Genomic DNA, 21971 nt, shown 5'->3' with positions numbered 1-21971 from the left:
TCTTAACGACTTAATTAGAATAACATGATTAGTTGATTTCGTCAACTACTTTCAAAAAGTTTTTTAAATTAAGTTATTAGAGGTTTTAAGCTCGTCTGTTTGTAACGACTTTGTCATTCTAACATGAAATAAAAACTATTGCAATTTTTTTTGGCATATTATTACAAAAGAAATTATTCGTTTGTCTCAAAGACATTTATAAATATACCAAGTTTATAATAAAATTGCAACCCCTAATTTAATTTTTAATTTATTAATTTTAAGTTAACTTGGTATATAATACTTATGCATCTCGTCACTTGTTTGATATTATTATAGTAGAATTAATTACTGGAGGTATTTTATGAAAATTTTAGTTGTTGATGATGATAAAGAGATTGTTGAACTACTTAGTATTTACATTTTAAACGAAGGGTATGATGTGATAAAAGCTTATGACGGAAAGGAAGCATTAACTAAAATCAGAACTACACCTGATATTGACCTAATGATTCTTGATTTTATGATGCCACAACTAGATGGTATGCAAGTTGTCAAAGAACTTAGAAAAGAATCACAAATTCCCATCATAATGCTTACAGCAAAATCAAGTGATTTAGACAAAATCCAAGGATTAGTAGCTGGTGCTGATGACTATGTTACAAAACCTTTTAATCCTCTTGAGATCATGGCTCGTGTAAAATCTTTACTTCGCAGAACGAAAATGCAGGTTACTGATTCAAAACCCGATACGTTAGAAGTCGGTCCTCTTATTATAAAAAAAGATTCCCATCAGGTTTTAACAGATAAGGGAACAGAAATTCAACTTACCGCTTTAGAGTTTGGTATCTTATACTTACTTGCAAGCCATCCCAATCGTGTATTCAGTGCTGAAGAAATTTTTGAACGTGTTTGGCAACAAGAAAGTATCATTTCTGCTAAAACTGTCATGGTACATGTCAGTCATCTGCGTGACAAAATTGAAGATGCAACTAATGGAGAAAAAGTTATTCAAACTGTCTGGGGAGTAGGATATAAAATTGAAGGAAATTAGTCGGATATCTAAGAATTCATCTAAAAACTCACGTATTATTTTAACCTCAAAAGAAAAAAGTGAACTTATTATAGAAGGAATTGTAACAGTAATATTATTGATCCTACTCAATATTGTCGTTATAGCTCTATCTAGATTAGTCATAGACGACAGTATTGTGATGAAAAATTTAATTTTCGGAATAAAGGAAGTACTCGTTAAAACATTTTTTAATAATTCCTTTTACTCACTAAAAAATGTTGCCTTAATCTTTATGATTATTTTTGATTTCATCGTTCTTTATTGGCGCTTAATTAGACGTTATCGACAAATGCAACTACGCCACATAATATCTGAACTTCATTACATCGCTAATGGTAACTATGACCATCGAATTCCTTTTGAAATTGGGGGAGACTTAGGTCGAGTCGTTGAAAGTATAAATGGCCTAGTTGATAGTACTGTTGAAGCAATTGAAGATGAGCGCCGGATTGAGAAATCCAAAGATGAACTTATTACTAATATAAGTCACGATATTCGAACGCCTCTTACCTCAATTATTGGTTACTTAGGTTTAATAGAAGAAAAAAAATATAGTACACACGAAGAGTTACTGAAGTATACTCATACCGCTTATTCCAAAGCTAAACAAATGAAACTTTTAGTTGATGATCTTTTTGAATATACAAAAGTTAGACAATCCAGTACCCCTCTTTCTATTATGACCTTTGATTTAGGGCAACTTTTAGATCAACTCTCCGTTGATTTTGAACTTGATGCTAATAAAAGAAGTATGAAAATTGAAGTAAATGCTACACCCTCCCCTTTTATTATGGAAGGAGATACAGAAAAGTTAGTTCGCCTATTTAATAATCTTATATCTAACGGGCTCAAATATGGAAGAAACGGTACTCAAATTTGTTTATCTGCTGAAAAAATAGGAAAAGAAGCTGTTATTATTGTAAAAAACGATGGTGATCCTATTCCAAAAGAGGCTTTGAGCCAGTTGTTTGATCGTTTTTACCGTGTCGAAGAATCACGCTCACAAGAAACCGGTGGAACAGGATTAGGGCTAGCAATTGCTCAAAGTATCGTTGTGCTACATAGTGGGTATATTTATGCAACCTCGGATGAGAAGTGGACTTCTTTCGTTATTCATCTACCACTCTCTCAAACAGCCTAATCGCTTCTAAAAATATTTTAATATTCGATTCTAACCATATACAAACTTAATAAACTATTATAAGCTAAATAAAGCCATTTAAAATAAATGGCTTTATTTTTATTATCTGGGAGGATATTTATGAACTTAAAAAAATTAACTAACAAGTTGGTAGTTTCATTGACCTTACTTTTAACACTCGGTCAATTAGTAATACTACCCAAAACACTTGCTACTGAGCCTGGTTTTTCTATTAATGCAAATGCTGCACTAGCGATTGATTACAACAGTGGAAAAATACTATACGAACAAAATTCTGACAAACCATTGGGAATTGCTTCAATGACTAAACTAATCACACTTTATCTTATATTAGAAGCAGAACAAAATGGAGACCTTGATTGGGATGAGCAAGTCGAAATCAGTGATCACTTACTTGCAATTAGTCATGACCCCATTCTATCTAACGTGCCATTTATAAAAGGACACACCTATAGTGTTAGAGATCTCTTCAATGCAAGTACCGTAGTCTCAGCAAACGCAGCTGTTACCGCGCTAGCTGAAAAAGTTGCTGGTTCTGAAAAAGAATTTGTGGATCTTATGAGAGATAAAGTAAAACAATGGGGAATTGATGATGCTTATATCATTTCCACATCTGGCATCAACAATGACAATGCTAATGGCAGAGTCTATCCTGGTAGTAAACCTGGTGAAGAAAATCTAGCTTCAGCTAAAGATATTGCTATAATTGCACGTCATTTAATTCATGATTTTCCTAATTTCTTGAATACAACAAAAGAAGGCGTCATCACATTTGCTGAAGGAACACCTGAAGCTGTCGATATGATAAGTACCAACTTGATGCTTCCAGGTTTCCCCGTTTATCGTAAAGGTATTGACGGTTTAAAAACTGGAACAACTGATTTAGCGGGTCAATGCTTTGTTGGAACATATAAAAATAAAAATACTCGAATTATTACAGTAGTTATGAATTCAACAAATAGTGCGGATCCTAACTCACGTTTCATAGAAACTGATCGTCTGATCGATTATGTCTTCGAAAATTGGAAATATGATACTGTCTATAAAAAAGGCGACATCCTAACAGGATTAGATGTACCATCAATCAAGCATGCGAAAGAATTGTCAACACCTGTAACAGTCAATAAAGATGTAAAAATGTGGTTAAATAAAGAAACTAAATCTAAAAATCTGAAACTATCATACGAAGCACCTGAAAAGGAACTTCAAGCTCCTCTTAAAAAAGGTGAAAAAGTCGGTCAAGTTATCATTGATGCTAACGAAGATACAAAAGATTACGTATCTGCCAATGGTAGTGACCATCAATTCGACCTCGTTACTGTTGAAGAAGTTGAAAAAGCAGCATGGTATACAATTGTTGGACGCTCTATTTCATCATTCTTCTCTAATCTATTTTAAGCGAGGTTGACATCTCATTAAAAAAAATGTATTCTTATCATACATTATAGATATTCAATCACGTTTGAGAACAAGTACTTATCTTTTCTTTTTCAGAGAGCTAACGGTTAGTGGAAGTTAGTAAAGATAGACTAGGAAATCCATCTCATTACAGTAAATGAAGACATAATTCATTTCGGCCGCAACCGTTATTGCGAAAATCAAGTGCAATAGCTTTGCTATTGAATTTGGGTGGTACCGCGAATTTCAAGTCTATTCGTCCCAAGGAATATTATTTCCTTAGGACGAATAGACTTTTTTTATGCTTTTATTACATAATTTATAGGAGGAAAAAATCATGCTAGATATCAAAACAATTCGTCAAGATCTAGAAACAATTAAAACTAAACTAAAAAATCGTGGAGTCGACGAAGAAACATTAGATACTTTTGTCGCACTAGATAAAGAGCGCCGTGATTTATTAGTTCAAGTTGAAGAAAAGAAAAAGCTTAGAAACGAAACATCAGAACATATCTCTACACTAAAACGTCAAAAAGAAGATGCCCAAGAATTTATTGACCAAATGAAATCAGTAAATAATGAAATTAAAGAAATGGACGTAACCCTTGGGGAAATCGATGAAAAAATCGAGTATATTGCGTCACGCTTGCCTAACATTCCTGATAATTCTGTTCCTGTAGGTGCAGATGAAGACGATAATGTTGAAATTCGCAAATGGGGTACTCCTAAGTCATTTGACTTCGAACCTAAAGCTCACTGGGAAATAGCGGAAAATCTTGATATTCTTGATTTTGAACGTGGAGCTAAAGTTTCTGGTAGCCGTTTTGTCTATTATAAAGGGCTTGGTGCTCGCTTAGAACGCGCTGTTTATAACTTCATGTTAGATACACACACGATGGAACACGGTTATAAAGAAATGTTAACACCATATATGGTTAATAGTGCGTCAATGTATGGAACAGGTCAATTCCCTAAATTTAAAGAAGATGTTTTCCAATTAGAAAACTCAGACTTAACGCTTATTCCAACTGCTGAAGTACCTTTAACTAACTTTTATCGCGATGAGATTTTAAAACAAGAAGAATTACCAGTTTACTTCACAGCTTTAAGTCCTTCATTCCGATCAGAAGCAGGTAGTGCCGGTCGTGATACACGTGGTCTTATCCGTTTACACCAATTCAACAAAGTAGAAATGGTTAAAATTACAGATGCTGAGACATCATTTGATGAACTAGAAAAAATGACTGATAATGCTGAAACTATTCTTAAAAAATTAGACTTACCATACCGCGTTTTAGCTTTATGTACTGGTGATATGGGCTTTAGTGCTTCAAAGACATACGATTTGGAAGTTTGGATTCCAGCTCAAGATGTTTACCGTGAAATCAGTTCATGTTCAAACTGTGTTGAGTTCCAAGCACGTCGTTCAAAAATTAGATACCGTAACGCTGAAGGTAAATTACAATTAGCACACACACTAAATGGTTCTGGTCTAGCCGTAGGCCGTACCGTTGCTGCTATTTTAGAAAATTACCAAAATGAAGACGGTAGTGTTACAATACCTGAAGTTTTAATCCCATACATGGGTGGTATCACAGCAATTACAGCTAATTAAAAAGAAGCTAGCTCAATGAGCTAGCTTCTTTTTATGATTCAACTGAATAGTTCGGTGCTTCTTTTGTAATATAAACATCATGAGGATGTGACTCTTTTAGCCCCGCACCACTCATTTGAACAAATTGAGCATCATCTCGTAAAGCTTTTAGGTTTGAAGCTCCTACATACCCCATACCTGATTTTAATCCACCAATCAATTGGAAAATAATATCAGCTACGCTACCCTTATAGGCTACACGCCCTTCGATACCTTCTGGAACCAGTTTGTTAGCTTCATTTGTACCACTTTGGAAATAACGGTCACTAGAACCTTTTTCCATAGCACCCAATGATCCCATACCACGATATGTTTTGAAACGACGCCCTTGATAAATTTCAAATTCACCTGGTGACTCGTCTGTTCCAGCTAACATACTTCCTAGCATAACCGCATAACCGCCTGCTGCAAGCGCCTTAACAACATCTCCAGAATACTTAATACCACCATCTGCAATAATAGTACGTCCATATTCATGAGCAACTTCAGCTGCGTCATAGATTGCTGTTAATTGAGGAACACCAACACCCGCTACAACACGTGTTGTACAGATTGAACCTGGCCCAATTCCAACTTTAACAACATCAACACCCACATCGTATAAAGCACGAGTACCTTCAGCCGTCGCAACATTACCCGCAATTAATGTTGTGTCTGGGAATGTGTCACGAATTTCTTTAATTTTTCTAATAACACCAGCACTATGTCCATGTGCTGTATCAATGATAATAGCATCTGCACCTGCATCAATTAAAGCTTGAGCTCGCTCAAATGTATCTGTTGTAACACCTACAGCCGCTGCTACTAACAAGCGACCATGTTCATCTTTAGCTGCATTAGGGAATTCAATTACTTTTTCAATATCTTTAATAGTAATTAAACCACTTAAACGATTATTTTCATCAACAATCGGTAATTTTTCAATTTTATGTTTTTGAAGAATTTTTTCTGCGTCATGTAAATTAGTTCCAACTGGTGCTGTAACTAGTGCTTCTTTAGTCATCACATCTGCAATCGGCTGTTGGTAGTCAGCAATAAAACGTAAATCACGATTTGTTAAAATTCCTACTAATTTACGACTATCCAATGATTCTACAACCGGAACACCACTAATTTTATATTTAGACATTAATTGCTCAGCGTCGGATACTAAATGTGATGGTGTTAAATAAAACGGATCAATAATAACGCCACTCTCTGAGCGTTTAACTTTTTTTACTTCGTCCGCTTGCTGTTCAATACTCATATTTTTATGAATAACACCCAAGCCACCTTGACGTGCCATCGCAATCGCCATTTTACTATCTGTTACAGTATCCATACTTGCACTAATAAATGGAATATTTAGGGTAATATTTTTAGCTAATTTAATGCTCATATCTACTTCATTTGGTAGAACATGACTTTCTGCTGGAATTAATAATACATCATCAAATGTTAGACCTTTTTTTACAAATTTCGTTTCCCAGTTAGACATTTACATATCGACCCCTTTATTTTATTTTTAATTAAAAAAATAACAAAGATTTAACAATTAGTCAATCCTTAACACTTATTTTTTCTCATAATATACGATTTTAATACACTCATTTTGTTATGAAAAAATAGCCTCAAGACTGAGACTATTTTCTCTATGCTTAACGAGTAAAAATACTACCTCTAATATCATATTTTTTTCTCAAATAATAACGAACAGCAACTGCTAACACTGCCAACGACACATATACAATAGGTTGCAACACAATATTAATGCCTGACGGAATTAATCCAGCGGCTGTAAAGATTAATATCCACACTAGCATGATACCTAACATGATCGCCATAGATTTCAAAATACCTGGACGTCCTGTTTGATCAGCACCCGGTCTATCATACTTATAGACATATTTATATATTAAGTAGAAGGCATAGCCTCCTGTTGCTGCCGCAATTAAAATTGTTAACAGTCCTTGTTGCTGGCTAGGATTCTCAACTTTAGACAACATCGGGATAACTCCTGCTATCAATGTTAAGAAAATGAATAATAATAAGGTATTATCCAACCACATTTGGAAAACATTACTTTCTTTCACCGGAGCAGGCTTATTTAAAATTAAATCAGCTCTCTCTGAAACTGTTCCAAATAGTTGTCGTGCTGTTTTACCACTTTTTTGACCTTCTACTAATTCAGGTAAGATAGTAGATAATTCGATGGTTTGCATTTCTTCTGATAAATTAGCCACAGTTAAAGTCTTTTTTAAATCATGAACATATTGTTCATTACGTTTAGTCAATTGTGTTTCTAATTCGCGATTTTTTGCGACAATATTTCTAATTTCTTGCTGTTCCAAAATGAATTCCTCCTGTACCTATCAGCTATTTCATACTTTTAATTTTTATACATTGAAACGGAACAACATAACGTCTCCATCTGCTACAACATACTCTTTACCTTCTAAACGAACACGTCCCGCTTCTTTAGCCGTTGCCATATTTCCATGCTCATTTAAATCATCAAATGATACTGTTTCAGCTCTAATAAACCCTTTTTCAAAATCTGAATGAATAACTCCCGCACATTGCGGCGCTTTCATTCCTTTTTTAAACGTCCAAGCGCGCACTTCTTGAACACCTGCAGTAAAATATGTCGCTAAGCCTAATAAATCGTAAGCTGCTCTAATTAACTGATCTAATCCAGATTCTTCGATGCCTAACGCTTCTAAAAATTCCGCACGATCATCATCATCGTCTAATTCAGCAATTTCTTCTTCTGCACGAGCGCAGACTACAATAACTTCTGCATTTTCACTCGCTGCAAATTCGCGGACAGCTTGTACGTACTTGTTACTCTCTGAATCACTTACTTCTTCTTCAGAAACATTAGCTACATATAAAACTGGCTTAGTTGTTAATAAGAATAATTTATTTACCTCTACCATTTCATCCTCAGTAAATTCAATACTTCTAGCTGATTTGCCTTCTTCTAAGACAGGTTTGATTTTATCTAATAGTGCTAACTCTGCTAACGCCTCTTTATCTTTAGTTCTCGCAATTTTAGACACTCTAGTGTGACGTTTTGTAATAGACTCTAAATCCGCTAACACTAATTCTAAATTAATTGTATCAATATCTGCTAAAGGGTCTACTCGTCCTTCTACGTGTGTAATGTTATCGTCATCAAAACAACGAACAACGTGACAAATAGCATCTACTTGACGAATATGGCTCAAGAATTGATTTCCCAACCCTTCACCTTTACTTGCTCCACGAACAATCCCTGCAATATCTGTAAATTCAAATGTTGTGGGAACCGTTTTTTTAGGTTGTACTAATTCTGTTAATTTCTGTAAACGATTATCTGGAACTTCTACCATTCCTACGTTAGGATCAATTGTCGCAAATGGATAGTTTGCTGCTTCTGCTCCTGCTTTTGTAATCGCGTTAAATAAAGTTGACTTACCAACGTTTGGTAAACCTACAATCCCTGCTGTTAATGCCATAAAATATACCACTCTTTCATTTGATTAAACTAACTTTAGTTTTTTTCAATAATTTTTTTTAATCTTTTCTCAAAGTCTCGACGAGAAAACATAACGATATGCTGACAGTTTACACATTTTATCTTAATATCCATCCCCATACGAACAATTTCCCAACGATTTGTTTGACACGCATGAGGTTTCTTCATCTCTACAATATCCCCTAGATCATACATAGGAATCCCTCACTTATCTATTTTTAATCATCAAAATGGACATCTAATATATCTAAAATACGTGTTAAATCATCTGATGATAAATATTCTATTTCTATTTTACCCTTGCCAGCTTTTTCTTGAATCATAACCGATGTCCCGAACTTATCCATTAATCGTTCTTCACTTTCCTTAATGTAATAAGGTTTTGGTTTTGCTATTTTCTTTTCTTTTTTCTTCACTTCTGGCTTATTACTATTTATTTGACCCACAATCTCTTCTAATTGTCTAACCGTTAGTTTTTCTTTAACTACACGTTTAGCTAATTCAATAATTTGATCACGGTCTTTTAATGCAAGTAATGTTCGTGCTTGTCCCATAGATAACTCTTCTTTTTGAAGTAACTCTTTAACCATCTCTGGTAAGTATAATAAACGCAAGTGATTTGCGATATAGGGACGACTTTTTCCTAATCGTTCAGCTACCTCAGCTTGTGTTAAATTTAATTTTTTCATCAATGAATCATAGGCTTCCGCCTCTTCCAACGGGCTTAAATCTTCCCTTTGTAAATTTTCTAAAACAGCAACTTGCATCATTGCTTCTTCATCAAATTCACGAATAATTGCAGGTATAGTCTCTTTACCTGCTAATTTAGAGGCTCTAAAACGTCTCTCACCTGCAATGATTTCATATCCTTTAACATCTGATTGACGAACAATTATCGGTTGGAAAACACCTGTTTGCTTAATTGACTGAGATAACTCTTCTAAAGCACTCTGATCAAAAGTCTTACGTGGTTGATAGGGATTAGGTCTTAGGTCTGATAACTTTAACTCTATAATTGTTTCATTTTTTTCATCTACTTCTTCGATAACTGAATAGTCTTGAAATAAAGCGTCTATACCTCTACCTAATCCTTTATTATTCTTACTCATCTAATAACACTTCCTTAGCCAATGCTTGATAAACCGCAGCCCCTTTTGAACGACGGTCATAATCCACTATAGATAACCCATGGCTTGGTGCCTCAGACAATCTAACATTTCTTGGAATGATAGTATCATAAACACGTTCTCTAAAATACTTACGAACTTCCCCTACAACTTCAGATCCTAAATTAGTTCTAGCATCATACATGGTTAAAAGAACACCCTCTATACGAAGTTCTGGATTAAAATGTTTTTGAACTAAGCGAACTGTGTTTAACAATTGGCTTAACCCCTCAAGAGCATAGTACTCACATTGAACAGGAATCAATATAGAATGACTTGCTGTAAAAGCATTAATAGTTAAATGTCCTAATGATGGTGGACAATCTATTAAGATAAAATCATAATCTTTTTCAACTTCTTTGATTGAATTTTTCAATCGAGTTTCTCTTGCCATCATAGACGTTAATTCTATTTCCGCCCCTGCTAGCTGAATGGTTGCTGGAGCAATGTCTAAATTTTCACGCGTTGTATCGCATATAATTTCTTTAATCGAGGTTTCATTTACTAAAACGTCATAGATATCTTCGGTAACTTCTGCTTTTTTCACGCCTAATCCACTTGTAGCATTCCCTTGGGCATCGATATCAATTAACAATACCTTTTTACCTTCAAAAGCTAAAGCAGCACCTAAATTGACGGTTGTTGTAGTTTTCCCGACGCCTCCCTTTTGGTTAGCAACTGAAATAATCCGTGCCATCATATTTCCTCCGATTCTTATTAACAAATTACGTAGCTAATTTCACATTTTTAATACTACTATTGTATCATAAAATGTAAAACTTTACTTCCTGCCTCATTATTGGACCTACAATTTATCCTTTTAATTACTTGAGAGGTTGTTTATTCGGCATACCTGGTTTTCTTGGATATTTATTTGGTGTTTCTTTTTTCTTTCTAATCGCTATTATGTAACGTGAATCATTTGTTACCGGCAATGTTACATCTTCTTCACTTTCTAACTTTCCACCCAATAGTGAAATAGCTTTTTTAGCTTCTTCTGTTTCTTCTTCACTCTTAGCAGCTTTCATTGCTAAAAATAAACCGTTCTTTTTAACGAGTGGTAAACACAATTCGGCTAAAATATTTAAGCGAGCAACTGCTCTAGCTGTTACATAATCAAAGCTCTCACGAAAAGCCTTATTCTTACCAAACGTTTCAGCTCTATCATGATATAAATAAACATTGTCTAATCCTAACTCATCACTTAATGTTTTTAAAAAAGTAATACGTTTATTTAAAGAATCAACAATAGTAATACTTAAGTTAGGGAACACAATTTTTAATGGAATACTCGGAAAACCCGCACCTGAACCAACATCACATAAACTTAGTTGTTCACCACTAAAATCATTAGCCATCGCTAACATAATTGAATCATAAAAATGTTTTAAATAAACCTCATTTTCTTCTGTAATAGCTGTGAGATTCATTTTATTATTCCACTCAACTAATAATTTAAAATACAACGCAAATTGTAACATTTGATTATCAGTTAGCATTATTCCTTTTTCGGATAATGCCTGTTTAAATTCTTCTGGTGTCATCTCTCTGCCCCCTAAAGTAGTCTTATATTAATTTTTCGGTTCTTTTTTTACAACTCTACCTTGTTCTAAGTAGACCATTAAAATGCTAATATCCGCTGGGTTTACACCACTAATACGACTTGCTTGTGCAATCGTTTCAGGTTCAATCTTCATTAATTTTTGCTTGGCTTCAGTCGCCAGGCCATTAATTGCTTCATAATCAATATTTTCAGGAATACGTTTAGCTTCCATTCTCTTAAGTTTTTCAACTTTATCTAACGCTTTTTTGATGTAACCTTCATATTTTAATTGAATTTCAACTTGCTCAATGACTTTATTAGGTAATTCTACTTCACTTTCTGGCAAGAATTGAGCTAACTCGGCGTATGTCATCTCTGGTCTTCTTAGAAAATCTGAAGCTAATACGCCATCTTTAAGACGTGCAAGATTTTTACTCTCCATAAATTGTTGAACTGCTTCTGTTGGCTTCAAGCGTATACTACCTAAACGTTTTAATTCTGTTTCAATCATCTCTTTTTTAGCTAAATATACGTCATATTGCTCCTCGTTAACTAAACCTATTTCATAACCTTTTTCAGTTAAGCGCAAATCAGCATTATCATGTCGTAAAATCAATCGATACTCAGCTCTGGAAGTTAGTAAACGATAAGGTTCATTTGTTCCCTTTGTTACTAAATCATCAATCATCACACCAATGTATCCGTCACTTCGTTTTAAAACTAGTGGTTCTTTTTCTTGAATTTTTAACGCCGCATTTATACCTGCTATCAGGCCCTGTCCGCCCGCTTCTTCATAGCCACTTGTTCCATTTGTTTGACCTGCAGTATATAAGTTCTCCACTAACTTGGTTTCTAAAGTTGGACGTAATTGATGTGGGACTACCACATCATACTCAATGGCATAACCACTACGCATCATTTCAGCTTTTTCTAAACCTTCAACTGAATGAATCATCTTATGTTGAACATCTTCCGGTAAAGATGTTGACAAGCCTTGCACATAAACTTCATCAGTATGCTCGCCTTCTGGCTCTAAAAAGATTTGATGACGTGGTTTATCACTAAAACGCACGACTTTATCTTCTATCGATGGGCAATAACGAGCTCCAACACCCTCTACAATACCTGTAAACATCGGTGCACGGTGCAAGTTTTCTCTAATGATATCGTGAGTACCCTCATTCGAATACGTTAACCAACACGGTAATTGATTTAAATTATAAGCACTGTCTGGCGTAGAAAAACTAAAGTGATTTGGCATAGTATCACCTGGTTGAATTTCTGTCACAGAATAGTCAATTGTACTTCCTTTGACACGAGGGGGTGTTCCTGTTTTAAAACGATCCATCTCAAAACCTAATGATTTTAAACTATCACTTAATTTAAGAGATGGCTGTGAGTTATTTGGTCCTGATGAGTATTTTAATTCACCAATAATAATTTCACCCTTCAAGGCTGTTCCAGCCGTTATAATAACAGCTTTACTCTTATAGACCGCTCCAGTTGCTGTTACAACACCTCGACAGATACCATCTTCAACAAGAATTTCATCTACCAATCCCTGTCTTAATGTTAAGTTTTCTTCTCTCTCAATCGTACGCTTCATCTCTTCAGCATATCGACTTTTATCTGCTTGAGCTCGCAAGGCCCTTACAGCTGGACCTTTCCCTGTATTAAGCATCCTCATTTGAATATATGTCTTATCAATATTATGACCCATTTCACCACCCAGAGCATCGATTTCTCTCACAACTACTCCTTTAGCAGGGCCTCCTAAAGACGGATTACACGGCATAAATGCAACCATATCTAGATTTATTGTTAATAATAACGTACGGCATCCCATACGAGCTGATGATAAAGCTGCTTCAGACCCTGCATGGCCTGCACCTACAACAATAACATCGAATTCTTCTCCACTATATCGTTCCATTCGATTCAATCCTCTCTCTACTTTCCTAAACAAAATTGACTAAACAATTGAGTAATCAATTCATCTTGAACACTATCTCCTATTACTTCTCCAAGGAGATCCCAACATCTAGTCATATCGATTTGAACTAAATCAACCGGCATACCTGATTCAATTCCCATTACGACTTCTTCTAAAGCTAATTCTGCTTGCTCTAATAATGCAATATGACGATTATTAGACACATAAGTAGCATCTTTTTCAACGGTTCCTCCATCAAAGAATAAATCAGCAATCCTTTGCTCAAGTTGTTCCATCCCTTGACTCTTATGAACTGAAATAGCAAAAACTTCCTCAGATACAAGTTCTTCTAACTCTGATAAATCTAATTGACTTACTAAATCCGTCTTATTTAACAAAATAATTCGCTTCATACCTTCTGTTACTTTTAGTAAATCTTTATCCGCTTCTGTCAAAGGTTCGCTTTGATTTAATACTAACAATATCAAATCTGCCTCTGCCAAGGCTTTACGACTACGCTCTACACCTATTTTTTCAACAATGTCTTCTGTTTCTCGAATACCCGCGGTATCAACTAGTTTTAAAGGTACTCCCCGAACATTAACATATTCCTCAATAACATCACGTGTTGTTCCTGCAACGTCAGTGACAATTGCTTTATCTTCTTTCAATAAATAATTTAATAAACTAGATTTCCCTACGTTTGGACGACCAATTATCGCTGTCGATAATCCCTCTCGTAGAATTTTTCCTTGCTTAGCTGTTTTTAATAAGTGATGAATTTGTTGCTTAACCGTTTCAGACTTTTCCAACAGTAGTTTAGCAGTCATCTCTTCGACATCATCATATTCTGGATAATCAATATTAACTTCTACTTGAGCCAATGTTTCTAAAATTTCTTGGCGCAAACTTTGGATTAGCGTTGATAAGTTTCCATCAAGCTGAGTCAACGCAACATGCATCGCTTTATCGGTCTTGGCTCTAATAATATCCATGACAGCCTCTGCTTGAGATAAATCAACTCGACCATTTAAAAAAGCTCGTTTGGTAAATTCACCAGGTTCCGCTAAACGAGCCCCTTGCCTTAATAGTAATTGTAGGACTTGATTAGTGACAACGATTCCACCATGACAATTAATTTCCACTACATTCTCTCTTGTGAAAGTCCTTGGCTCTCTCATAACCGACACCATTACCTCATCAATCACCTTATCGTTTTTAGGATCTTTTATGTGACCATAATGAATTGTATGCGTTGGAACCGTCATTAAGTCCTTACTTGTTTTAAATACTTTCTGTGCGATTTCTAACGCTTCATCACCGCTAAGTCTAACGATACTTATCGCTCCCTCACCCGGTGGAGTTGAAATAGCTGCGATTGTATCAAATTCACTTGTAATATTCATTAGCTCTTAACCCTCTCTGTTCTGTGTAGTTAATTTTCGACATAGAAAAAAGTGCCCACTCCACCCCTGTTTAAACATTGGTAGATTTAGCACTTTGACTGCGGTTATCTATAATTTATACTATAATATTTCTCACCTTATATTTTACTTTATAAGATAAGACTAATCAAGTAAAACTGTTTTATAAAAAAGGAGTAAAGGTCAATGACCCTTACTCCTTTAAAATTATTCTTTCACTGCTTTTCTAACACTATTAGCTACTGTTTCTGCAACACCTGGTTTAAATGCTTCAGGCATAATATAATCTGGCGCTAATTCATCATCTGTTACCATAGCTGAAATACCATATGCTGCTGCTATTTGCATCTCTACTGTAATATCCGTAGCACGGGCATCTAGTGCCCCACGGAAAATACCAGGGAACGCCAACACGTTGTTAATTTGATTTGGGAAATCACTACGACCCGTTCCAACAATATACGCCCCTGCCGCTTTGGCTTCATCTGGGAAAATTTCAGGAACTGGGTTAGCCATTGCAAAAATGGTCGATTTTTCAGCCATTGTTGATACCCACTCTGGTTTTAACACGCCTGGAGCTGATACACCTACAAATACGTCCGCTCCTTTAACAGCATCTTCCAATGTTCCTGTTTGGTGCTCTAAATTCGTTACTTTAGCAATCTCTTGGTGATGAGGTGCTAATGTTTCATCTGTTGCAGAAATAATACCTGTACGATCTACCACTTTAATATTTTTAACACCCGCAGATAAGAATAAACGTGTAATTGAAAGTCCAGCAGCGCCTCCTCCATTTACAACAACTTGAATTTCTTCAAGCTTTTTACCTGTTAAACGTAAACTGTTTAATAGTCCTGCTAGTACAATAATTGCTGTGCCGTGTTGATCATCATGAAAAACAGGAATATCTAACATTTCTTTTAGACGTCTTTCAATTTCAAAACAACGTGGCGCGCTGATATCCTCTAAATTAATCCCACCAAAAGATGGCGCTAGCGCTGCGATATGTGAAATTATTTCTTCTGTATCTTGTGTATTTAATGATAATGGTACAGCATCAACATCTGCAAAACGTTTGAATAGTGCAGCTTTTCCTTCCATAACAGGAATTGCTGCTTCCGGACCTATATTACCTAATCCCAAAACTGCTGAACCATCTGTGATAACCGCTACTAAATTACGCTTAGTTGTATATTCATACGCTTTTTCTTTATCATCAGCAATAGCCATACATACTGCTCCTACACCTGGTGTATAAGCTACTGCTAGATCTTCCATAGAATTAATTGGAACCTTAGGAACTACCTCTAATTTCCCACCTTTTTCTTTACTTAAAGCTAACGCTAACTCTTTTACATCTGTCATTTTTACGTCACTCCTTCAATTTAGAATAAGAATTTTAATAAAGCTGTCATTGTTAAAACAGTTATTGCTCCACCCAAACGTGTTGCTACTTGCGCAAAAGGCATTAGATTCATTCGATTCGCTGTTGATAAAATCGCAACGTCTCCCGTTCCACCCATACCACTTTGGCATGCTGTAATAATAGCGGCTTCAATTGGATACATGTTCATTTTACCACCTACAAAGTATCCTGTCGCTACTACAGTTAAAACTACTGCAATTACCACTACAAAATATTGCCATGATAACATCCCAACAACATCTTTTAATGGAATGTACAACATTCCTAACCCGACCATTAATGGGAAAGTAAAGTTGGATGAAATAAATTTATACAATTGTTTAGAGCCTTTTTCCATATCTGATGGTAATAAACTCAAGTATTTAACTAGAGCCGCAACTAAAATCATTAAAACTGGACCTGGAAAACCTGTTAAATGTTGTAAAAGTGCCCCAGTAATAAATAAAGTAGATGCAATTAGAACACCCGCACCCATAAGACGAACATCGATTGGACTTTTATCTTCTTTCATAGCATCAGACATGTCCTCACCATCTACTTTTACAAGTTGACCATTACCACATTTATCTTGTTTTCTTTCTCCCATACGACTTAGAAATGCTGAAGCCATAATTGCAAAGAAGTTTCCTATGATTGTAGCTGGAATAAGCTGTCCAACCAACTGTTCACTCGGAACCCCTGTAATAGCACTATACCCTAAAGATAAGGGTAAGATACCTTCACCGATGCCACCAGCCAATACAGGTGTAACAATGTAAAATAAAGTATGTTTTGTTCCTAATCCCAAAAGTGTTCCTATAGTAGTTCCCACAATCATTGCTAAAATCATGCCACACAACATTGGAACAATCATTCTCATTAAACCTTGAACTAAAATCTTACGGTGCATTCCTAAAATACTTCCACATACTAGACAAGCTATATAAAAATATAAGAAATTAGCTTGTTTCATCAACATATTTGTAGCATCTAATGTATTCTCATTGAATACATTAAAAAAGACAAGTATCGAAGGTACTAGAAGCGACATAATTGCTGGACCACCAAAATGCTTTAACCCTGGGATACTTCCACCGATCGTTCCTAATAACCAACCTAAAGATAAAATAACTGCGAAACCACCAATCATCGATACCGGTAATTGTTCCAAATACGCTGTAAATAAAATAATAGCTGCTAAAACTAAATAAACTGGTAGTGGAACCGGCCCCACTTGAAATGTTTTTACTTTGTCACTAAACGTTTCCTTTTTCACTTCTTCATTTTCCATTCTACTCCTCCTAAAAATAGCGCTTTCTTTTTAATTCATTTTTAGTATACTAGGAAGAAGTAATTTATATTTATTATTTAACTATTTTAAGTGTTGATTAACTAATTTAACTCATTTACCAATGAATGAATAGGAGAGGCTCTATTTGAAATTAAAACAACTTAACTTATGGTTAAGATTAACTTTTTTAGTCTTTGTAGCACTAATGCTTACTCTGTCTTTTTCTTATTTTCAAATAAATAAGCAATTAATACATAACTCTAGAGAAAAACAAGAACAAGATCTCCTAAAAATAGGGCATCTTCTTTCAAAAAATCCCATTATTGTAAATTCACTAGAAGAACAAACTTCTAACGCATCTCTATTGGAAACAACCCACCACGCTGAAGAAGCTTTTAATTTAGATTTTGTCGTTGTTATGACAATGGATAAAATCAGATTAAGCCATCCCGACCATGAAAAAATATATAAACAATTCCAAGGAGGAGATGAAAAAAAAGCTATAAAATATGGGGTTGAATCTGTTTCAACTGCCTCGGGAACCTTAGGAGAATCTCTTAGGGGCTTTGTTCCTGTTTTTAATAATCATAAAAAAGAGATAGGTGTAATATCCATCGGTCTAACTACAAATAAACTCTCAGAACACCTTAATAAAATGAGAAAAAGTTTTTCTATTAGTCTTTTTATAAGTTTAGCGGTCAGTATAATAGCTTCAATTTTTACAGCTTACACTATAAAAAAACAAATGCACGACTTAGAGCCAAACGAAATAGCTGTTCTCCTCGAAGAAAGAAATGCTATGTTTGAAAATGTACACGACTCTATCATAGTAACTGATAGCAATAATAAGATAACATTAGCAAATAATTCAGGAAAATTACTTCTAAAAAAATTAGCTCATACGGATTCACCCTATTTTCATACGATTGATTCTTTAATTCCAAATCTTCAATCGCATACTCAAATCCCGGACTATCGATCTAATTCCGATGAATTATTACACCAAAATGGAGTAGATTACCTTATATCAACTGCTCCCATTGTTGTTCGGAAAAAAAATGTCGGAAAAATATTCATTATTAGAGACATGACTGAATTAATTTCACTTCATGACCAACTACAAAATACGACAACATATGCAACATCCTTACAAGCACAATCCCATGACTTTTTAAACAAACTACATGTGATCTATGGATTAACAGACTTAAAAGCTTATGATCAACTTACCAAGTATCTAGAAAAAATATTAGAGCCTGAACAAGAATTTTCAAGTCGAATGGTTTATCTAGTTAAAAATCCATTAATTGCAGGTTTTTTAATTGGTGAACGCAGTCGTTTTGTTGAAAAGCAACTTCCTTTTATGGTCGAAATATATCCAGATATCCCCGCTACTACTATCCAAGATTCGGTCCAAATTTGGATAAGTATGATAAAGTATATCCATTCTCATATCTTAAAAATAAACGGTAGTGCTGATACCCAAGTTCGGGTAGGATATCTTCAATATCACCTTGAAACATCTTATAGTTTTTTAATCGATGGACTAGAAACTGAAAAATTAAAAAAACAACTCAACTCTAACTATTTAAAAAATGCTCTTTTACAATCCAACAGCACCATTCATTACGAGAAACGCTCTGAGTGGTTTATACTCAACATAAAGACACCTTACGAAACTACAAAGGAGAACAAATAATATGACTTATAACGTCGTAATTGTAGAAGATGATCCAATGGTCCTATTCATTAACCAAAGCTATCTTAACAAAATTAATAACTTTAAATTAATTGGGAGTGCGGATAACGAACAGGCCGCATTAGACCTATTGTCTCAAAAAAAAGTAGATTTAATCTTAATTGATGCACATTTAATACAGGGAAATGGGTTCAACTTAGTAAAATTAATTAGAAAAAAAGGGTTTACAACAGATATTATTATGATTACTGCTGAAAAAAATAGTAATTTTATTGAAGAGATGTTTCGTTATGGTGTGGTCGATTACATACTTAAACCTTTTAATTTCCACCGTTTTGAACGTAGCTTAGCCACGTTTCAAGCAAGAAAAAATATCCTTCATTCCAGTTCACAGCTCACCCCAAAAGAGCTAGATGGACTTAACAGCTACCTCTCTGCTATCCCTGAAGAAAATTTAACTTTGGAAAAAGGTTTAACACAACCTACTCTAAACCTTATAAAAAAAACAATTTATAATATAAAAGCCCCCTTTACTATCAATGATTTAAACAATGAACTTGATTTATCTCACGTTTCTATAAGAAAATATATTAAACATTTAGAAGACACAGGATTCTTAATAAGTGAACTTGAATACCAAACTGCTGGTAGACCGGTCTCCTTTTATTACCCAAAAGAAAAAAACTAGACCTAGGTCTAGTTTTTTTCTTTTGGTTCCACTATAACAAACCTAAAAGGCTCATGACCTTCAGATCTTAATGTAATACTATCATTATCTAGTAAAGCATTTCTTACTTGTTGACGTTCAAAAGATAGCATTGGATCTAATGAAATTGATTCATTAGTTTCATTTACTTTTTTAGCTGTTTCTACAGCTAATTTATTCAAAGTTACTTCTCTACGTCTACGATATTCTCCTACATTAATCATCACAGACATTCTTTTACCTGAAATACGATTAACATACATCTCAGACATATATTGTAAACTATTCAGTACTTTTCCGTGTTTCCCTATCAATACTCCTTGTTTTTCACAATCTAAATCAAACGTAACATGGTGCTCTCCTTCAATAACCACAACGGTAGCAGGATAGCCCATCTCTTTAGTTATTGCTTCCAAATATTCTTTCAGCGCTTCTACAGCTTTGCCTTTGGACAGATTTCTGAGCGGAGTAGTTTCTACTTTTGGTAACTCTTCTGCAATAGGAGCTTCTTCTACTTCTGGTAACTCTTCTGCAACAGGAGCTTCTTCTACTTCTGGTAACTCTTCTACAACAGGAGCTTCTTCTACTTCTGGTAACTCTTCTACAACAGGAGCTTCTTCTACTTCTGGTAACTCTTCTACAACAGGAGCTTCTTCTACTTCTGGTAACTCTTCTGCAACAGGAGCTTCTTCTACTTCTGGTAACTCTTCTGCAACAGGAGCTTCTTCTACTTCTGGTAACTCTTCTGCAACAGGAACTTCTTCTACTTCTGATAACTCTTCTACAACAGGAACTTCTTCTACTTCTGGTAACTCTTCTACAACAGGAGGAACTATTTTCTCAGTTAATTTAGAATCAACATCTTTAGTTTTTATAACTACTCTGGCTAGCTTACTACCCACACCAAAAATTCCCTTTTTAGCAGAATTTAAAACCTTAACAGTCACGTCTTCTTTTCTCAAACCTAACTCTTTTAATCCATTTTCTAAAGCTAATTCAACTGTTTCACCTTCAAAAACTTTGACTATTCTCTCAGTACTAGATGATTTGTTTTTATCCACAGCCGTAACTTGTTTTATTTCTTTTAATACAGATTCATTCGGATTTTTTTTAGCAACTTCTAATGAGCCTTTTTGTTGTTTTGTATCTATGCTCTTTCTTCGTACCATGACTTTTGCTGGTTTACTTTTGCCTATAGTTGGATTTTTACCTAACTCTATTACTTTAATTTTCGCTTCACTTTTTGTTAGATTTAATGTTCTTAATCCCTTTTCTAATGCAAGTTCAACAGTCTCTGCTTCAAAGATGCCCTTGTTATCTGAATCTCTTACTTTTATTTCCTTATTTACATTCTTCTCTTGAAAATTATTATTATCTACTTTTGATTCTTCGTTTAAAATTATTTTTGGTGTTAATTTGACCCTTGCTGGTTTATTCTTCCCTAACCCAGCTGACTTACCTAAATCTAATACCTTTATTTTCACCTCAGATTTAGCTAAACCTAATGATTTTAAACCTTTTGATAAAGCCTCTTCTGGAGTAATACCCTCAAAAATATTATCTACTAGCCTATCAGCACCAACCGTTGTATTAGGGACTTTTACCTTATCTTCTGTAATTTCTTCTTTAGGTGTTAGCATCACTTTTGCAGGTTTGCCTTTTCCAATCCCACCATTTTTACCAAGATCTAATATTTTAATTTTAACTTGGTTTTTTGACATATTTAAATCTTGAAGACCTATCACTAGAGCCTCTTCCGCTGTTGGACCCTCATAGACTTTAGGTATCTTAGGCTGTAGGGTTGCTTCTTTATTTTCTACTATAATTTTCTCCGTCATGCTATTTTCCACTTTGGGTGTTATTTCAAGAATCGCAGGTTGATTATTTCCTAATACACCTTTTTTACCCATACTCAGTACTTTTATGCTAACTTGATTCTTATTTAATTCCAGTTCACTTAACCCTTTTTCTAACGCTTGCTCTACGGTTACACCTTCATATTTCGGCATAAAAATTACCTCCTCAGTGACAATTCTA

The 21971-nt window shown here is 34.7% G+C and carries 18 protein-coding genes and 1 other annotated feature; of the genes, 6 read left to right on the top strand and 12 right to left on the bottom strand.

Annotated features, from left to right (window positions below; genetic code table 11):
• Nucleotides 1-343 precede the first annotated feature (343 nt).
• From croR to serS, 4 genes are all read left to right on the top strand, one after another.
• Entirely contained in the window at nt 344-1033 is a 690-nt protein-coding gene (croR, locus tag OL233_RS06110; RefSeq protein ID WP_275471446.1) for a response regulator transcription factor CroR, read from the top strand.
• Nucleotides 1029-2195 (top strand): sensor histidine kinase, encoded by a 1167-nt coding sequence (locus tag OL233_RS06105; protein WP_367618492.1) that lies wholly within the window; start codon nt 1029-1031, stop codon nt 2193-2195. Before croR ends, OL233_RS06105 begins: the two co-directional genes overlap by 5 nt.
• A gap of 120 nt (nt 2196-2315) precedes the next feature.
• Nucleotides 2316-3614, top strand: coding sequence for a serine hydrolase (locus OL233_RS06100; RefSeq protein ID WP_275471444.1), 1299 nt, complete (start codon nt 2316-2318; stop codon nt 3612-3614).
• A gap of 56 nt (nt 3615-3670) precedes the next feature.
• Nucleotides 3671-3881 (top strand) — a binding site (T-box leader).
• Nucleotides 3882-3951: 70 nt separating this feature from the next.
• Nucleotides 3952-5229, top strand: a complete 1278-nt coding sequence (gene serS / locus OL233_RS06095; protein WP_275471443.1) for a serine--tRNA ligase — start codon at nt 3952-3954, stop codon at nt 5227-5229.
• A gap of 31 nt (nt 5230-5260) precedes the next feature.
• On the opposite strand, the gene guaB is transcribed toward serS, so the two are convergent.
• From guaB to OL233_RS06040, 11 genes are all read right to left on the bottom strand, one after another.
• Nucleotides 5261-6745 (bottom strand): IMP dehydrogenase, encoded by a 1485-nt coding sequence (gene guaB, locus OL233_RS06090; protein WP_275471442.1) that lies wholly within the window; start codon nt 6743-6745, stop codon nt 5261-5263.
• 160 nt (nt 6746-6905) lie between these two features.
• A complete protein-coding gene (locus tag OL233_RS06085; protein WP_275471441.1) occupies nt 6906-7598 on the bottom strand; it encodes a DUF1129 domain-containing protein in 693 nt (230 codons plus the stop codon).
• A 45-nt stretch (nt 7599-7643) separates the two neighbouring features.
• Entirely contained in the window at nt 7644-8747 is a 1104-nt protein-coding gene (gene ychF, locus OL233_RS06080; protein ID WP_275471440.1) for a redox-regulated ATPase YchF, read from the bottom strand.
• Between the two features lie 35 nt (nt 8748-8782).
• Nucleotides 8783-8962: a DUF951 domain-containing protein gene (locus OL233_RS06075; protein ID WP_275471439.1), complete on the bottom strand. Its 180-nt coding sequence runs from the start codon at nt 8960-8962 to the stop codon at nt 8783-8785.
• Nucleotides 8963-8985: 23 nt separating this feature from the next.
• A complete protein-coding gene (locus OL233_RS06070; protein WP_275471438.1) occupies nt 8986-9876 on the bottom strand; it encodes a ParB/RepB/Spo0J family partition protein in 891 nt (296 codons plus the stop codon).
• Nucleotides 9869-10630, bottom strand: a complete 762-nt coding sequence (locus tag OL233_RS06065) for a ParA family protein (protein WP_275471437.1) — start codon at nt 10628-10630, stop codon at nt 9869-9871. The genes OL233_RS06070 and OL233_RS06065 overlap by 8 nt, the downstream gene beginning before the upstream one ends.
• A 127-nt stretch (nt 10631-10757) precedes the next feature.
• The gene (gene rsmG / locus OL233_RS06060) at nt 10758-11477 is read right to left on the bottom strand and encodes a 16S rRNA (guanine(527)-N(7))-methyltransferase RsmG (protein WP_275471436.1); all 720 of its coding nucleotides are present in this window, start codon (nt 11475-11477) and stop codon (nt 10758-10760) included.
• A 27-nt stretch (nt 11478-11504) separates the two neighbouring features.
• The gene (gene mnmG / locus OL233_RS06055; protein WP_275471435.1) at nt 11505-13409 is read right to left on the bottom strand and encodes a tRNA uridine-5-carboxymethylaminomethyl(34) synthesis enzyme MnmG; all 1905 of its coding nucleotides are present in this window, start codon (nt 13407-13409) and stop codon (nt 11505-11507) included.
• 17 nt (nt 13410-13426) lie between these two features.
• Nucleotides 13427-14815, bottom strand: a complete 1389-nt coding sequence (gene mnmE, locus OL233_RS06050; RefSeq protein WP_275471434.1) for a tRNA uridine-5-carboxymethylaminomethyl(34) synthesis GTPase MnmE — start codon at nt 14813-14815, stop codon at nt 13427-13429.
• 225 nt (nt 14816-15040) lie between these two features.
• Nucleotides 15041-16198 (bottom strand): NAD(P)-dependent malic enzyme, encoded by a 1158-nt coding sequence (locus tag OL233_RS06045; RefSeq protein ID WP_275471433.1) that lies wholly within the window; start codon nt 16196-16198, stop codon nt 15041-15043.
• A gap of 20 nt (nt 16199-16218) precedes the next feature.
• Nucleotides 16219-17529 carry a 2-hydroxycarboxylate transporter family protein gene (locus tag OL233_RS06040; RefSeq protein WP_275471432.1) on the bottom strand — a complete coding sequence of 437 codons (1311 nt, stop codon included), beginning with the start codon at nt 17527-17529 and terminating at the stop codon, nt 16219-16221.
• Between the two features lie 145 nt (nt 17530-17674).
• On the opposite strand from OL233_RS06040, the gene OL233_RS06035 reads away from it, so the two are divergent.
• Nucleotides 17675-19228, top strand: a complete 1554-nt coding sequence (locus tag OL233_RS06035; RefSeq protein ID WP_275471431.1) for a Spo0B domain-containing protein — start codon at nt 17675-17677, stop codon at nt 19226-19228.
• 1 nt (nt 19229) lies between these two features.
• Nucleotides 19230-19916, top strand: a complete 687-nt coding sequence (locus OL233_RS06030) for a response regulator (protein ID WP_275471430.1) — start codon at nt 19230-19232, stop codon at nt 19914-19916.
• Between the two features lie 8 nt (nt 19917-19924).
• Here the strand turns inward: OL233_RS06030 and jag are convergent, their stop codons facing one another.
• Nucleotides 19925-21943 carry an RNA-binding cell elongation regulator Jag/EloR gene (jag, locus tag OL233_RS06025; RefSeq protein WP_275471429.1) on the bottom strand — a complete coding sequence of 673 codons (2019 nt, stop codon included), beginning with the start codon at nt 21941-21943 and terminating at the stop codon, nt 19925-19927.
• Nucleotides 21944-21971: the final 28 nt, after the last annotated feature.

It is taken from the genome of Vagococcus proximus (assembly GCF_029143285.1).
In the GTDB taxonomy this organism is placed as follows: domain Bacteria; phylum Bacillota; class Bacilli; order Lactobacillales; family Vagococcaceae; genus Vagococcus_D; species Vagococcus_D proximus.
The sequence above is the reverse complement of the archived record's forward strand: the minus strand, read 5'-3'. Positions and strand labels throughout refer to the sequence as shown.

Bases quoted from the DNA above. Each gene is read 5' to 3' on its own strand.
- OL233_RS06070 (WP_275471438.1), bottom strand. From the start codon at position 9,876: ATGAGTAAGAATAATAAAGGATTAGGTAGAGGTATAGACGCTTTATTT.
- mnmE (WP_275471434.1), bottom strand. From the start codon at position 14,815: ATGAATATTACAAGTGAATTTGATACAATCGCAGCTATTTCAACTCCA.
- guaB (WP_275471442.1), bottom strand. From the start codon at position 6,745: ATGTCTAACTGGGAAACGAAATTTGTAAAAAAAGGTCTAACATTTGAT.
- OL233_RS06030 (WP_275471430.1), top strand. From the start codon at position 19,230: ATGACTTATAACGTCGTAATTGTAGAAGATGATCCAATGGTCCTATTC.
- jag (WP_275471429.1), bottom strand. From the start codon at position 21,943: ATGCCGAAATATGAAGGTGTAACCGTAGAGCAAGCGTTAGAAAAAGGG.
- mnmG (WP_275471435.1), bottom strand. From the start codon at position 13,409: ATGGAACGATATAGTGGAGAAGAATTCGATGTTATTGTTGTAGGTGCA.
- OL233_RS06040 (WP_275471432.1), bottom strand. From the start codon at position 17,529: ATGGAAAATGAAGAAGTGAAAAAGGAAACGTTTAGTGACAAAGTAAAA.
- rsmG (WP_275471436.1), bottom strand. From the start codon at position 11,477: ATGACACCAGAAGAATTTAAACAGGCATTATCCGAAAAAGGAATAATG.
- OL233_RS06045 (WP_275471433.1), bottom strand. From the start codon at position 16,198: ATGACAGATGTAAAAGAGTTAGCGTTAGCTTTAAGTAAAGAAAAAGGT.
- serS (WP_275471443.1), top strand. From the start codon at position 3,952: ATGCTAGATATCAAAACAATTCGTCAAGATCTAGAAACAATTAAAACT.
- OL233_RS06075 (WP_275471439.1), bottom strand. From the start codon at position 8,962: ATGTATGATCTAGGGGATATTGTAGAGATGAAGAAACCTCATGCGTGT.
- OL233_RS06065 (WP_275471437.1), bottom strand. From the start codon at position 10,630: ATGGCACGGATTATTTCAGTTGCTAACCAAAAGGGAGGCGTCGGGAAA.
- ychF (WP_275471440.1), bottom strand. From the start codon at position 8,747: ATGGCATTAACAGCAGGGATTGTAGGTTTACCAAACGTTGGTAAGTCA.
- croR (WP_275471446.1), top strand. From the start codon at position 344: ATGAAAATTTTAGTTGTTGATGATGATAAAGAGATTGTTGAACTACTT.
- OL233_RS06100 (WP_275471444.1), top strand. From the start codon at position 2,316: ATGAACTTAAAAAAATTAACTAACAAGTTGGTAGTTTCATTGACCTTA.